Below are 15,761 nucleotides of genomic sequence, written 5' to 3'. Positions count from 1 at the left end.
ACACAAATACCCGAGTGGGTTTATTAATTTTTTGTTTTTATGGTGTAATAAATAAGGTTTGTATAAAAATTTTGATATTGCTTCGTGCCTCGAAATGACTGTGTGGAAATTAATTGCGAGGCACGAAGCAATCTCAACTTTTTTCTACAATCCTTATTTCTTCCTCATTCAAACCATACAATTCATACACCAACTCGTTTATTTGTGTGTCTATATTTTTGCATTTATCGTCCAGATAGTTTTTATCGCGCTCGGTTACGGCAGTTTGCTGTTGCTTTTTGGCTTGGAGCATTTGGTTTACCAAGTTTACAATGGTGTCGTGAATTTCTTGATTGGCAGCCGTGAGGATTGGGACTGGTAATTGCTCTACATGCATTTTCTTTACTTGTGCTAAAACTTCGCCTTGTTCAGGATTGATTTGGTGGTAATAAAAATCAGTCAGTTTTGAATTTAAAATACCTAATATAAATTGATGACTTATTTTATTTGAAATTACCATATAAAGATTATCTCTACAAATAATATCTTTTTCAATAATAGTTGCAATAATTCTATCACTTGTCTGACGAATAATTATTTTTTCTTCAGCTTCAAAAAATTTAGGATTTCTTGGTTCGGCTAACCATTCTCCATATTGAATCCAACTATTACTATTCCATCTATTTTCATATTTGTGCATCAAACTTCCTCGTAATAAAGGCAACCAATTTTCGCCATCAGGTTTGGATTGATTTTCTCTTACAAAAGGTTTTGTTTTTACTATTTCTTCTGTTTGTTTTGGCTTTCCTTTTCCTGTTTGAAATGGTTTAGTTCCAACAGTTGAAATGCTAATATCTTTAAGTAAATAAGAATTCTTCTTAATCTTGGTAAACAAACTAATTTCTTCTGGTTTAGCCAAAAGGTTAATTATTTCGCCCTCTTTAGGAATATCGTTTTGGTTGATGGTTTGATAATCTGAAAAGGTGTTTTTTTCATATTTTTCAATAGCAACCAAATTGTTTTTGGTCTTTTCGTTTTTTTCAAAAATCAAAACATGTGTATCTACAACTGCTTTAAAAATATGTTCAGCAATATGCAATACTTTTTGCCAACAATAATTGGTTACCAAATGTTGTCTTATGTTTTTGAAAGTGATTGATTGTAACCAAGTATTAGGGATAATAATTCCTAAAACACCTTGGGGTTTCAGCCAGTCTTGGTAACGTTCCATAAAAAGCAAATACAAATCGTATTGATAATTTTGATGTGTGTATTTCACAGCAAAATAATCGGTTTGCATTTTATCTGTAATTTTATAATACGGCGGATTTCCAACAATGGCATCGAAACCACTGTCATTGCGAGGCACGAAGCAATCTGTTGATGGGATTGCTTCGTGAGATTGCTTCGTGCCTCGCAATGACGAGTTGCCAAAAACTTTCGGGAAAGCCAATTTAAAATCAAATGGGTTTAGTTTTCGTTCTTGGTCTAGGTCAAGGTCGAGCTTGGTGTTGAGAATATCAGTGCCAATTAAGGAATTGCCACATTTGATATTGTTAGACAAGTTGGGCAAAATCTTTTCGTGAAACAACACCATCATATCATTGGCTGTACTGGTGGTTTCGTCCTCCAGCATTTTGAGGAATAACGACAGTTGCGTTACTTCGGTGGCTTGCAAATCAATATCGACACCATAAATATTGTTGAGCAAAATGTTTTGTTTTTGCTGTATGGATAATACATAAACACCAAAATCTTCATTGAATTTACAACCGTCTTTTTTAGCACTATTTGGATTTTCGTTATACCATTTGTTATGATAATCGAGTAAATATTCGAAAACGCCTATCAAGAAACTACCTGAACCACAAGCGATATCGGCAAAAGTAAGTTCAGTAATTTGTTTTGGAGTTTTGCCATCGATTAACTTTCCAACGGTGTTTTTTACAATATAATCTACAATATATTTTGGTGTATAGAAAACGCCGCCCGCTTTACGGACTTCGGGTTTTACCTCTATTGTTGCTTTTCCGTTTTCGATAACCACCACTTTCCCAAGAAAGCGCTCATAAATGCTACCAAGAATGTGAATAGGAATATAATTAAAATCGTAAGGCGTGTTCGTATGATCTAAATCGGAACACAAGGCACGAAACAAATCATCGTTAGCTCCACCAAAATTTTTGTCGTCAATAAATAAAGGTTTAAAAACTACGCCGTTGTATTTAGAATCTAAATATTTAGAATAGTCAACAAATTTTGCCCACGGATGATTTGCCGTAGCAATGTTGTGAATAATGTTTTCGGTTTCTATGAGTTTATCTTCAAGGAAACGAATAAATACAATTCTATCGATGGTTCGCTGTGTGGCTTCGGTCAATTCATACGCATCGAGCGAAGTATTATTTTGATAAAAAGCGGTGGCGAGTTCGAAGCGTTTTGCATCGATATAGTTCAGGAAACTCTCGTCGATAGATTGGTATTTGCCCCCAAAAAGTTTGAGTTGCGTGGCTGTTCCTTTTGGTTTTTTGAGTTGCTCAATATATTTTGAAAGATTTCCTGCAACTAGAGCTTCGTGAGAGAAAATCCAATAGAATTCTTCGAAGGTATCAAAATCTCGAAACTCTTTGTAATTGTAATATTTAATTTGGTTTTGAAGTATGGTATCAAAATCGGGGCGAAACCTACAATCGATAATTACTATTTCCTCAAAATCGGTCAAAATAGAAACGCCAGTTCCTGCATTCCAACCGTATTTTGCGGTCTGAAAATAGTCGTCTTTGTTTTGGCGCAATGTTCTAGATGGCTTTTTGGCTTCTACAAAAAACTGTTCTTGTTTGTAATTAGGTGAAAGAAAAAAAGCATAATCGGCACGTTTTTGCCCCAAAGCTCCTTGTTGGCGTTGCGCTTTTTCTATTTTTACTTCCTGTTCAAATGGGTTTTTTTGATGGTCGTGGTTTACATCCCAACCTAAACACGAATAGAATTTATCGATGTATTCTTTTCTAACTTCCGCTTCTTGATAATTGGGTGAAAGGTAATGTTCTATTCCTGCTTCAAAGTGATTGATGAGTTGTTGAGTTTGCTCAAAAGCAATTTGAATAGTTGATTTTTCCATAGAAACAAATGTAAAGAATTACAAATTGTGAATTTGAAAATCTTTGTCAAAGTTTTAAACTTTGACAAAGCTGATTACTGTTTATTTTTTGAATCCATAATAATAGTTACTGGTCCGTCATTTACTAACGAAACTTTCATGTCAGCGCCAAAAATTCCGGTTTGAATTTTCTTGCCTAATTCGGTTTCCAATTGTGTTACAAAACTTTCATACAACGGAATAGCGATTTCGGGTTTTGATGCTTTGATGTAGCTAGGACGATTGCCTTTTTTGGTCAAAGCTTGGAGTGTAAATTGAGAAACCACAATAATTTCGCCATCAATGTCTTTTACCGAAAGGTTCATGACATTATTTTCATCGCCAAAAATGCGAAGGTTTGCGATTTTTTGGCAAAGCCAATTGGTGTCTTCTTGCGAATCAGCATCTTCAATTCCTAGTAAAACCAGTAAGCCATTTTGGATTTTGGCTACGATTTTAGTATCGATGGTTACCGATGCCTGAGAAACGCGTTGTAAAACTACTTTCATTATTTTTAAAATATATTTAGACGCGATAAATCGCGTCTCTACTATTTCCTCGTTTCATCACTTGCTTTTCGGTCTTCGTCGTACGAATCGGTTCGGTAATTTTCGTCGTCGCCTTCAAGGATTTTCAGGTAACTTCTATAACGCGACCAGGCGATTTCGTCTTTTTCTAATGCTTTTTTGATGGCACAATGTGGTTCGTCTTTGTGCAAGCAATTATTGAATTTACACTGGTCTTTTAATTTGAAAAATTCTGGAAAATAGCCGCTGATTTCTTCCTTTTCCATATCAACAATTCCAAAACCTTTGATTCCTGGCGTATCAATTATTCGAGCATCAAAAGACAAATCATACATTTCGGCAAAAGTCGTCGTGTGCTGTCCTTGCTTGCTGGCTTCGGAAATGGTTTTGGTTTTTAAATCTAATGAAGGTTCCATTGCGTTGACCAAAGTTGATTTTCCTACTCCAGAATGACCCGAAAACATGCTAACTTTGCCAGCCATCATTTCTTTCAAAGCGTCAATTCCCTTTTTTTCTGTAGAAGAGGTTCTCAAACATGGGTACCCAATTTCCTCGTAAACATGTTGCATGTACAATTGTTCGTCGAGTGTGGCTTGGTCAAAAGTGTCTATTTTATTAAAAACGAGTATGGTTTCGATACCATAAGCTTCGGCAGTTACCAGAAAACGGTCTATAAAATTGAAAGTCGTAGGTGGATTATTGATGGTAATTAATAAAAAAACGCGATCGATATTCGACGCAATAATGTGCATTTGATGCGACAGATTCACTGATTTTCGAACGATATAATTCTTCCGGTCGTGAATATTATGAATCGTTCCTGTAACGGTATCGGACGATTCTTCGAGTTCATAATCTACTACATCGCCCACAGCGATAGGATTAGTACTCTTGATGCCTTTGATTCGAAACTTCCCTTTCATACGACATTCGATAAAATCGCCTTGCTCGGATTTTACGGTGTACCAACTTCCTGTAGATTTATAAACGAGTCCTGTCATAGAAGGATTTTAGATTGTAGATTAACGTCCCACTATTCGGGATTAAATTTTAGATTTATAACCTAAGACATTGCAAAGATAAAATTTTGTTTCTCGTTTAAAGTTTAAAGTTTAAAGTTTTTCAAAATCCTAAAAAAGCAAAATCCCAAAACATAAATGCCTTGGGATTTTAATAAAAATTGAAATATTTGACTCTCGAAATTTATAATCGGAAATCATTTTATGCGTTTAATATTTTCTCTTGGTGCCCAATACTTTCTTGGTGTATGGCTTTGAACATTCTTAGTACAAATTCTTCGGTCAATCCTTTTTTCTCACCTTCAAGAATCATTTTTCCAAGAATTTCGTTCCAACGATTGTTTTGTAAAACAGCTACATTATTGTCTTTTTTTACTTGACCAATCTCGTCAGCTACTTTCATACGTTTTCCTAAAAGCTCTAGCAAATTAGCATCTAAAACATCAATATTAGCTCTTAATTTAGTCATTTTACTGGTAAATTCATCGGCATCACTGTTTGCTTTTCTTACTCTCAAATCTTTGAAAATTTGTTTCAAAGCATCGGGTGTAACTTGTTGCGCTGCATCGCTCCAAGCATTGTCTGGATCGTGGTGCGTTTCGATAATCATTCCGTCATAATTCAAATCTAATGCTTCTTGCGTTACTTCAAGAATCATTTTACGATCACCCGTTATGTGTGATGGATCAATGATTAAAGGCAAATCAGGAAATTTATTTTGCAATTCAATAGCGATCTGCCATTCTGGAATGTTACGGTATTTGGTTTTTTCATACGTAGAAAAACCTCTGTGAATTACACCTAAATTCTTGATTCCAGCAGCATACAAACGTTCTACACCACCAAGCCACAAAGCCATATCAGGATTTACTGGATTTTTTATCAATACGATTTTATCTGTTCCTGCTAAAGTATCCGCAATTTCTTGCACCGCAAATGGATTTGCAGTCGTACGAGCACCAACCCATAACACATCAATATCTGCTTCTAAAGCCAATTTACAGTGTGCAGCAGTTGCTACTTCGGTTCCCATAAGCAATCCGGTTTCAGCTTTGGCTTTTTTCAACCATTTTAAACCTATTTCTCCAACACCTTCAAATCCTCCTGGACGTGTTCTTGGTTTCCAAATTCCTGCTCTAAAAACACTTACGTCTGAATCTTTCAACTCGTGAGCTATTTTTAAAACTTGCTCCTCAGTTTCCGCACTACAAGGTCCAGCGATTACAAATGGGTGAGTTAAATTGAATTCGTTCAACCAATTTCTCATTTCTTTCTTGTTTTCCATCTTTTCTAAATTTAATTTTTTTATTGTTTTTTTATGTGTTGTTCTTTTTTAACTGTAAACTGCGACTGATCACTATCCCGAAGCTTCGGGACTGAACACTGCTTACTTTTTCATTCCGTTTAAAATTTCTTTTATTTTATTGACACTTTGCATTTCGTTATAAATCGCATCGTAATCCTCACTTTCTAACAATTCTTTGAATTTTGATAAATTCGAAATGTATTCTTCTAATGTTTTAATGACGTTCTTTTTATTTTGTTTAAAAATCGGTGTCCACATTGCTGGTGAGCTTTTGGCTAATCGTACTGTACTTTCAAAACCAGAACCTGCCATATCAAAAATATCTTGTTCGTCTTTTTCTTTGTTTATCACCGTTTTTCCTAGCATAAATGCACTTATATGCGACAAATGCGATACGTAAGCAATATGTTTATCATGCGATTTTGGTTCCATATAACGAATACGCATTCCCATACTTTTGAACAAATCCAAAGCTTTTTCTTGCAATTTGAAAGTTGTTTTTTCAACCTCACAAATAATATTAGTTTTCCCTTCGAACAATCCTTTTATCGCCGCCGAAGGTCCAGAAAATTCGGTTCCTGCAATGGGATGTGTGGCAATAAAATTGCGTCTTCGTGGATGATTTGTAACGGCTTCGCAAATGAGTGTTTTAGTAGAACCAACTTCAAAAACGATGGTATTTTCTCCAATTACATCCAAGACTTTTGGCAAAACAATTAGGGCAACATCGACTGGAACTGCAACGATTACAAAATCAGCTTCAATCAAATCTTCTAATTTTCCTGCAACATCAACTACGCCAAGATTAATGGCTTCCGCCAAATGGTTTTCGTTAGCATCAATCCCGAAAATAGTCGCCTCTGGATGCAAAGTTTTAATGTCCAAAACCATCGAACCACCAATTAATCCTATTCCTATTACGTGTATGTTCATCTTTATATATTTATACCTACAAGGTTTTTTGTTTTTTAGACGCGATAAATCGAGTCTCTTCATTACGCAAACCTATCGATTGCTTCTTGTACTTTTTCCTCTTTTACACACAATGCAAACCGTATGTAACCTTCTCCATTAGATCCAAAAATGGTTCCCGGAGTGATAAAAATAGATTTTTCGTATAATATTTTATCTATAAAATCCTCCGCCGATGTGATTCCGTCTGGTAATTTTGCCCAAACAAATAATCCAACGCCTTCTTTGTACACTTTACAACCTAACTTTTCGGCTAATTGTTCCGTTAAAACTCTTCGTTTTTTATAGATTACATTCATTGATTCGAACCACGATTTGTCACTTTTAAGGGCTTCAACCGCTCCTTTTTGAATTCCGTAAAACATGCCGCTGTCCATGTTGCTTTTTACTTTTAGAACCGCATCAATACAAGCAGCATTTCCTAAAACCATTCCCACGCGCCAACCTGCCATATTGAAGGTTTTTGATAAAGAATTCAGCTCTAATGCTACTTCTTTTGCACCTTTTACTTGTAACAAACTCATTGGATTGTCGTTCAAGACAAAGCTATACGGATTGTCATTGATTAATAAAATCTGATGCTTTTTGGCGAAAGCCACTAACTTTTCGAACAAAGTTACACTTCCTCTTGCTCCAGTTGGCATGTGCGGATAACCTATCCACATGATTTTGACTTTGGATAAATCTAGTTTTTCTAATGCTTCAAAATCAGGTTCCCAATTATTCGCTTCTGTTAAATCATAATAAACAGGAACAGCACCTACTAAATTCGTCACCGAAGTATAGGTTGGATAACCCGGATTTGGAATTAAAACGTGATCGCCTTCGTTCAAAAAAGCCAGAGAAATGTGCATAATTCCTTCTTTGGAACCCATCAAAGGAAGAATTTCATTTGATGGATTTAGTGCAACTCCATAATTTTTCTGGTAAAAATCAGCCATTGCACTTCGCAATTCTGGTAATCCTTGATAACTCTGGTATTGGTGTGCGTTTTCTGCTTTCATTGCATGAACTACTGCATCAATCACAGCTTGTGATGGCTGCAAATCTGGACTTCCTATTCCCATATTGATGATGGGTTTCCCTTCGGAAGCCAGTTGTCTTACTTCTCTCAATTTTGAGGAGAAATAGTATTCTTCAATTATATCCAGACGTTTTGCTGTTTTTATCATTATATTCTTAATTGCACCATTATTGAGACGCGATAAATCGCGTCTCTACGGTTTCGTGTTTTTATATTCGCCTAAAACTTTGAAATATTCTGCCATTATGGTCATTAATGCTTTTGCTTTGGCATAATCTTCGTATTTTTCAAAAGTTACATCTACAAAAAAGGAATATTTCCATGGCGTTTCTATTTTTGGTAAGGATTGAATTTTGGTTAAATTCAGTTTACAATCGCTCATTACATTAAGAACTGCCGCTAAACTGCCGCGTTTGTGGTCTAATTCGAATTTGATAGATGCTCTATTGATTTCGTTTTCGGCTACAAATGAATTCTCTTTTTTGATAATCACAAAACGAGTCATGTTGTTATTGATAGTTTGAATTTCTGGTGCCAAAATTTCTAAATCGTACATTTGAGCAGCGGTTTTGCTGGCGATTGCAGCAATTCCTAAAAGCTGTTTTTTATGAATTCTTCTTGCTGTTTCGGCAGTGTCTTTGTCTTCGACTAATTTTATTTTTGGGTATTTTTTTAAGAATTCCATACATTGCAACAACGCCATTGGATGCGAATGTACTTCGAGAATATCTTTAATTTTTTGGCCCGGAAGTGCCATTAAGTTTTGATGAATGTCCAGATAATGTTCGCCAATAATGTGCAAATTGTTATTGTCAATCAAAGCATAATTTGGAATAATTGGCCCCGCAATAGAGTTTTCTATCGCCATAACAGCTTGGGCTGATTTTCCAGAAAGTAAACTATCTATTAATTTATCAAAAGACAAACATTCATCTACGACAACATCCTGACCAAAATATTCTTGTGCCACTTGATGGTGAAAAGATCCTTTAATTCCTTGTATTGCAATTGTTGTATTCATCGTTTATGTTCAAAAAAAAATCCTGATTTTCATCAGGATTGTATAGTAGTTTTATTTGTTTGTTGTTTTTCAAATAACCATAGCACAATCCCTTATTTCCTAAAGAAGAAATAATAAGTGTTGCTAAAATAAAAACGGTTATTAGACATGATATGCATTGTTTTTGAATAATTTCAATGCAAATGTATGACTTATTTTAAGCCAACCAAAAAAAAGAACTGATTTTATGTAACAAAAAAAGAATTCTTTGTGAAAGCTTCATTTTATTGAATAATCTTAAAAAAATATGAGTTTAAATCCCTGATTGTTATCGATTTCTGTATTCTGATTTTAAAAAATTGAGGGTTAAATTCATTTATACGACCAATTTCTTCGTGAGCCAATCCTTTCCTTCCGAAATTCGAGTAATTATCATTGCCGAAACTAAATCGCCATTAGCATTCAACAAAGTCGCCATTGGGTCAACCAGAGTTCCCACAATCATTGCTGCCGGCAAAGCTTGTTCCATAGGAAAGCCATAAACGGTTATCGCAAGAATTTCCCCAATATAACCACCGTTTGGGATTCCACCTTCGACAACCGAAACAATTACCGTGATTCCTAACGCTAAAAGTAGGTTGTGTGGATCCGTAAAATCTTTGCCAAACATAGCGAAAATTACCGCTATTTTTATAACCGATGACATACTCGAACCGTCTTTATGCAGTGGAGCACCGAGTGGAATTACCACATTGCGGATGTGAGTAGGAATATTCATTTTTTCGGCAGCCTCGAGATTAGCAGGAATTGTGGCAATGCTACTGCACGTTCCTAATGCAGTTAATGAAGGTGTGATATTATTTTTCCAAAATGTTGTAAATCCTAATTTTCCTCCTGCAATAAAAGCGTACAAACTAAAAAATACGACGAAGTAAAAAGCACAAACGGCATAATAAAGCCCCAGAGGCTTGGCGTAAGCACCAAATAGTTGTGGCCCAAAAATACCAACTTGATAGGCAAAATAAGCTCCTAATCCTATTGGGGCAGTTTTCATTATCAAATTCAATAACTGTTTCATCACTTCGTCTCCAGATTTTAAAAAACGTTGAAAATTATTCCCTTTTTCGCCCGATTGTAAGGTTGCAAATCCAATTAAAAACGAAAATATAATGAGCGCGAGCATGCTTTTTCGAGAAAGTAATTCATAGAAATCTGTTGCGGTAAGCAATTGGGTGATTTGTGAACCTGGACTACTTCCTTGAATAGTTTCCAACGGAAGTTTTGAAATAATTATATCTTGCTGAACCGGAAATAACAATACTCCAACCATCATCAAAATAGCAGAAATCAATACCGTTCCTAAAAAAACACTCATGACAATAGTGAATAATTTTCCGAGTTTTTCTGTCTTTTCTAAACTAGCAATCGAAGAAGCAATTGTGAAAAAAATCAATGGAATAATTGCTGTGAACAATAAATTCAGGAAAATATCTCCCAAAGGTTTGATGACTTCAACTCCTTTACCAAAGACCAATCCTAATATACTTCCGGCAAGAATTCCGCCAAGAAGTAGTATGATGCTTTTGTAGTTTTTCAAAAAACTGCCTGTTGATGTGTTTTCCATAATGCTTTAGTTTATTGTAAATATATAAATCTATATGATAATGTCCTCAACCTTTGTCAAAGTTTTGAACTTTGACGAAGGTTATTGTGAAACAAAAACAATAAAAAAATAATTATTCTGTTTACTTTTGTATCAAATAAAATTTCATGTCAATAGAAGTAATCAACATATCGAAAAGCTACGGTGCGCAAAAAGCACTGGACAATATTTCGTTTTCTGTCAAAAAAGGAGAAATCGTTGGTTTTTTAGGTCCAAATGGTGCCGGAAAATCAACTTTGATGAAAATATTGACTACTTATATTGCCGCCGATGAAGGCGTTGCGCTTGTAAATGGATTTGATGTTCACTCTCAAGCCAAAGCCGTGCAACAATCTATTGGCTATTTGCCGGAACACAATCCGTTATACTTGGATTTATATGTGAGGGAATATTTAGAATTCAATGCCGATGTTTATAAAGTTACCAAATCCCGAATTGAAGAAGTAATTCAGCTCACCGGTTTAAGCAAGGAAAGTTATAAAAAAATTGGGCAATTATCCAAAGGGTTTCGTCAGCGTGTTGGTCTAGCAAATGCATTATTGCACAATCCTGATGTGTTGATTCTCGATGAGCCAACAACTGGATTAGACCCAAACCAATTAATCGAAATTCGTAATGTGATTAAAAATGTAGGCAAAGACAAAACCGTTTTTCTTTCGACACACATCATGCAAGAAGTAGAAGCCATTTGCGACCGTGTGATTATAATCGATAAAGGAAAAATTGTAGCCGACAAAAAACTTGACAACTTAATCTCTGCCGATAAGGAACAAATAATAGAAGTAGAATTTGATTTTAAAATTGAAGAACAATTGATTTCTAAAATCGAAAATCTGACTTCCTTTAAGAACACTCATGACATGATTTGGGAATTGACTTTCAATGCGGACCAAGACATGCGCCCAGCGGTTTTTGATTTTGCCAACGCCAATGGATTGAAAACACTCCAACTCAATCAGAAAAATAAAAATCTTGAAGCAGTTTTTAGAGAGATTACTAAATAATTACTGTTTAAGAAAAAAAAACTTTATACTTACAAAAAAGGTTTCTCGGTTTTATTTTACATCTTTCGCACAACGAAAACCAACATGATTGGTTCCTGTTCTCCAATCCCCTTTTCCACGAGTTCCAACCATATAGCGCGTGCAATACTGATCAGTGCATAAAAACGATCCTCCACGTTGCACTTTTTTAGACACGCCAGGTTCATCTGGATCATTGCTTGTTTGTGAACCTTGAGGGTTATTTGCTATCCCATTTTGTTTGAGCTCACCATAATAGGTGTCATTATACCAATCTTCACACCATTCCCATACGTTTCCTGCTAGATCGTACAACCCATAGGCATTTGGCGGAAACATTCCAACTGGGGCAATTCCGTTAAATCCATCTTCTTTTGTATCATTATTAGGAAAATTGCCTTGAAATGTATTTGCCATAAATTTACCATTGAGTTTAAATTGATTTCCCCAAGCATACAAATTTCCTGTTTTGCCTCCTCTTGACGCAAACTCCCATTCTGCCTCTGTAGGCAACCTTTTTTTGGCCCACTTTGCGAATGCAGCAGCATCTTCCCATGAAATATGAACCACTGGATAATTTTCTTTTCCTTTTATGGAACTTCCTTTTCCAAAGGGTGATTTCCAATTGGCTTGCGGAATATACTTCCACCATGCCATAAAATCATTTAAAGGAACAGGTTGATTTGGCGGGCTAAATACTACTGAACCTGCAAAAAGCATATCAGCCGGAACGCCAGGAAATTCATCAGAAGTTGGTATTGTTTCAGAAACTGTTTTGTAACCCGTTGCTTTTACAAACTTTTCAAATTCGGCATTCGTTACTTCATAAGCATCCATTAAAAAAGCATTTACGCTTACCCTATGAATCTCTTGACAATCGGACGAAGCGCCTTTGCTAGACTCGGATAATGCATCTGAATCTGGTGAACCCATACTGAATTCACCACCCGAAATAAACACCATTCCTGCTGGTAAAGTTTTAGGTGCAACAACTTTATTTTCGATTGTAAGTTCAAAAGCTGTTCCTCCCGCTTTTAAATAACTTGCAGCATCTTGAGCTGACATTCCACTGGTACAAGAAATAGCTCCTTTAGCTTTAACAGCTGCAAAAACTGAATCATTACTTTCAATTACGTTACTTTTTTGATTGCATGACCAGAGTAAAAGCAATAATATCGGCAAAAAGAGGCGTCTATTGATCGACAACATAAGTTAATTTATTAAAGATTAAAATACAAAAACAATTCTATATCACTTGTGCTATTTACTTTGCAGCACGTTCTTTATGGTTTGAATCCATTCATCAATACCTGAATGTTCCGTTTGAATTGCAACGCTTTTTGAGTTATAAGGCGCATACTTTTCTATAGTTGTAACCGAAAACAAACCAACAATTGGGATTTGTGCTGCACTTGCTAAATGCATCATACCGCTATCGGCACCAATAAACAAAGAAGTGTTCTTTAAAAAAGCCGTTATTTCACGAATGTCTTTGCTGTAATAGGATGGAGCTTCAAAATTGATTTGTGATACATTTTCGACGGGCAAAACTTCAATCAAATTGTATTCTGGAAATTCTTTTTTCAGGCGTTCATAAAAAACTGCCCACCATGCTACCGAATAACATTTCGCACCTGTTGCAAATGTAAAAAGGCAAATTGTTTTTTTATTATTTGGAACTAATTCGTATAACAACGATTTTCCTTTTGCAATTTCTGCTTCGCTCAATTTTAATAAAAGATTTGGGATATTCGTACTGGGAACAACCATTCCCGTTTTAGAAAGATAATTGCGTAAATCATAAACCGGGTATTTTGCAATATGGCTATAATCTGCTTCTTGTTTCATAACTTCTATTTCTAAATCGCCAAAACATTTAAAAGTGGCTTTAGCAAGTTGTAATGACAATCTTCCAGATGAAGAATTTTTATCGGCATTGATAGCCAAATCATATTTTTTATTTTTCAACTTTAGCCATCCTTGAAAATAATTACCTAATTCATCGAAATGCTTTTTAGGTAGTCGAATAATTTGATCGATACTTTGATAATTTTCGAAAACAATTGGACCCAAATTACCTTTTATAAAAAGATCAATTTTACAATTAGGAAACAATTTTTCTACCTCTTGAACTAATGGAGTGATGAGCAATAAATTTCCCAGACGGTGATTGGGTCTTAAAATTAAAACTCTTTTAATTTGTGTTGGATCAATAGTACCAACATTTGTATTGGAATTTGATTTTCCAATGCTTTTAGTAATGCTATGCATTGCATTTCGCCTGAACGCATTGATTTTTATTTTTAAACTCATTGAATGTAAATTTTACAGAAAAAATAAAACTATTATTAAAATTCTAGGAATATCCATTACAAAAATACAAAAATACTTGACCTTAAAATTTAAGATTGTTTGATAATAAAAAACTATTAAATATAATCCGTTGGGTGTAATTCAATGCATTTATTTTAAACACAAAGGAACATAGTTTTTATAATTATTCTTAAGGCGTTTCACTTTTTTAATGCAAAACATAGCTATGAAAAAAACCAAGACCCGAGCGATAGCAAACTGGCGAAGCAATTGGTTTATAATGTTCTTTTTATATGTTTCGAGCCTGCACTGAACTAGGTTGAAGTGTGTTAAAAATTTTTATTTCTAAAAATTCAATAATTATCCAACGGTTTAAATATATTCTATTAAAGTAGCTTCAATATTGGTAATAGCAATTTGAATATCTATTTCATTAGTCCTCCAGTTTACAAACGAAGCTCTAATTCCTTTGCGGTTTTCGTAAACCGTTGGTGTCATAAACACTTTTCCTTTGTTGTTGAGCTGAGTCAAAAACAAATTTACTTTTTTTTGATTATGTTCTCCCGCTAAAGTAAAACAAACATTATTCAACCGAGTTGGTGCCAATAATTCTAGAGCAGCATTTTGAGTAATGAAATTGTCAAACTGCAATGCCATCGCAACGCTATTTTCTACAATATCTTGAAATCCTTGCTTGCCATACGCCAATAACGAAAACCAGACTGGCAAAGCCTTTAATCGTCTAGAATTTTCAGGCAAGAAATTCAAATAACTAAAATTCTCTAACGGATTTCCTAAATAAGGCGCATTTGAGTTTTGAAACGTTTCGATTTGCAAGTTTTTATGTTGCTCTTTTACCAAATAAAAAGCGCTTTCGTACGGAACATTTAGCCATTTATGACAATCAATGGTAATGCTATCCGCGTTTTCCCATCCAGTAACTAAATGTTTGTATTTAGGTGAACAAGCCGCAAAACCTCCAAAAGCCGCATCAATATGCCACCAGAAAGTATATTTTTCCTTGAGTTTTGTAATGGCATTAAAATCGTCAAAATCAGCAGTGTTGACTGTTCCTGCACTAGAAATTAAAAGAAATGGTTGTCCGTTTAATTGCTGGATTTTTTGCTCTAAATCGTCGATATCAATGGCTTCCCGATTGCCTTCAATGGTTTTTAACTTGGTAAAATTCTGACTTCCAATACCTAACATTGCCAAACATTTTACCGAAGAGGAATGTGGTGTAGCTGTAAGAATATTTAAAGGTTCTGAAATTCCGTTTTTAGCAAAATCTTTCTCCAATTGTTTCCCAAACCATTGTCGTGCAACTGCTAAACAAGTAAAATTTGACATCGTTGCGCCCGTAACAAATCCGCCTAGAAAGGATTTTGGCAAATTTAATAATTGCAGCAATAAATTAATTGTTTCGATTTCTATCAACGCCGAAACGTCTCCTTGTGCTTTTGTAGATTGTGCATTTGTATCGTAAATCGAAGTCAACCAATCACCAGCAATAGAAGCTGGAGTTGCTCCGCCAGTTACAAAACCCCAATATCTTGGTCCAGGCTGTGAAACTAATATAGGAACAATTCGTTCTTTAAATTCTTCCAAAATAGCTATTGCTCCCAAACCAGAATCGTTTAAATTTCTGCCTGTAGTTATGGTGTTTTTGGTTGAAGTGGGAACGCTATCAATTGCATTTAGAAAATCAATTCCTTGTAGTTTTACTTTTTCAAGGATATTCTCGATATCGTTTAAATCGTGTTGAAGAATTGGATTCATTTTTTTTATCAATTATTTATT

At 35.0% G+C, this 15,761-nt stretch carries 12 protein-coding genes; 1 reads left to right on the top strand and 11 read right to left on the bottom strand.

Features of this window, described 5'->3' with window-relative positions; all coding sequences use genetic code 11:
• Positions 1–133: 133 nt before the first annotated feature.
• The 8 genes from RMO53_RS05600 to RMO53_RS05565 form a co-directional block, all read right to left on the bottom strand.
• The gene (locus RMO53_RS05600) at positions 134–3,097 is read right to left on the bottom strand and encodes an Eco57I restriction-modification methylase domain-containing protein (protein ID WP_310378817.1); all 2,964 of its coding nucleotides are present in this window, start codon (positions 3,095–3,097) and stop codon (positions 134–136) included.
• A gap of 74 nt (positions 3,098–3,171) precedes the next feature.
• Complete coding sequence (dtd, locus tag RMO53_RS05595; RefSeq protein ID WP_310378816.1) at positions 3,172–3,624, bottom strand: D-aminoacyl-tRNA deacylase; 453 nt, start codon at positions 3,622–3,624, stop codon at positions 3,172–3,174.
• Between the two features lie 41 nt (positions 3,625–3,665).
• Positions 3,666–4,643: a ribosome small subunit-dependent GTPase A gene (rsgA, locus tag RMO53_RS05590; protein WP_310378814.1), complete on the bottom strand. Its 978-nt coding sequence runs from the start codon at positions 4,641–4,643 to the stop codon at positions 3,666–3,668.
• Positions 4,644–4,863: 220 nt separating this feature from the next.
• Positions 4,864–5,946, bottom strand: coding sequence for a bifunctional 3-deoxy-7-phosphoheptulonate synthase/chorismate mutase type II (locus tag RMO53_RS05585; RefSeq protein WP_310378813.1), 1,083 nt, complete (start codon positions 5,944–5,946; stop codon positions 4,864–4,866).
• A gap of 102 nt (positions 5,947–6,048) precedes the next feature.
• Positions 6,049–6,900 carry a prephenate dehydrogenase gene (locus RMO53_RS05580; protein ID WP_310378811.1) on the bottom strand — a complete coding sequence of 284 codons (852 nt, stop codon included), beginning with the start codon at positions 6,898–6,900 and terminating at the stop codon, positions 6,049–6,051.
• A gap of 62 nt (positions 6,901–6,962) precedes the next feature.
• Entirely contained in the window at positions 6,963–8,111 is a 1,149-nt protein-coding gene (locus tag RMO53_RS05575; protein WP_310378809.1) for an aminotransferase class I/II-fold pyridoxal phosphate-dependent enzyme, read from the bottom strand.
• A 45-nt stretch (positions 8,112–8,156) separates the two neighbouring features.
• On the bottom strand, positions 8,157–8,984 hold the full coding sequence (locus RMO53_RS05570; protein ID WP_310378808.1) for a prephenate dehydratase: 828 nt from the start codon (positions 8,982–8,984) through the stop codon (positions 8,157–8,159).
• Positions 8,985–9,339: 355 nt separating this feature from the next.
• The gene (locus RMO53_RS05565; RefSeq protein WP_310378807.1) at positions 9,340–10,587 is read right to left on the bottom strand and encodes a dicarboxylate/amino acid:cation symporter; all 1,248 of its coding nucleotides are present in this window, start codon (positions 10,585–10,587) and stop codon (positions 9,340–9,342) included.
• 146 nt (positions 10,588–10,733) lie between these two features.
• Here RMO53_RS05565 and gldA point away from each other — a divergent pair, with 146 nt between their 5' ends.
• The gene (gldA, locus tag RMO53_RS05560) at positions 10,734–11,630 is read left to right on the top strand and encodes a gliding motility-associated ABC transporter ATP-binding subunit GldA (protein ID WP_310378806.1); all 897 of its coding nucleotides are present in this window, start codon (positions 10,734–10,736) and stop codon (positions 11,628–11,630) included.
• Positions 11,631–11,681: 51 nt separating this feature from the next.
• Here the strand turns inward: gldA and RMO53_RS05555 are convergent, their stop codons facing one another.
• The 3 genes from RMO53_RS05555 to RMO53_RS05545 all read right to left on the bottom strand — a co-directional run bounded on the left by RMO53_RS05555 (position 11,682) and on the right by RMO53_RS05545 (position 15,740).
• Positions 11,682–12,857 carry a formylglycine-generating enzyme family protein gene (locus RMO53_RS05555; protein ID WP_310378805.1) on the bottom strand — a complete coding sequence of 392 codons (1,176 nt, stop codon included), beginning with the start codon at positions 12,855–12,857 and terminating at the stop codon, positions 11,682–11,684.
• Positions 12,858–12,908: 51 nt separating this feature from the next.
• A complete protein-coding gene (locus tag RMO53_RS05550; RefSeq protein WP_310378803.1) occupies positions 12,909–13,961 on the bottom strand; it encodes a glycosyltransferase family 9 protein in 1,053 nt (350 codons plus the stop codon).
• 372 nt (positions 13,962–14,333) lie between these two features.
• Entirely contained in the window at positions 14,334–15,740 is a 1,407-nt protein-coding gene (locus RMO53_RS05545) for a pyridoxal-dependent decarboxylase (RefSeq protein ID WP_310378801.1), read from the bottom strand.
• Between the last annotated feature and the right edge of the window lie 21 nt (positions 15,741–15,761).

The sequence above is a fragment of the Flavobacterium sp. genome, from assembly GCF_031409475.1.
Classification (GTDB): Bacteria; Bacteroidota; Bacteroidia; order Flavobacteriales; family Flavobacteriaceae; genus Flavobacterium.
Note: the sequence above shows the minus strand (reverse complement) of the source record. Positions and strands in the feature narration are given on the sequence as shown.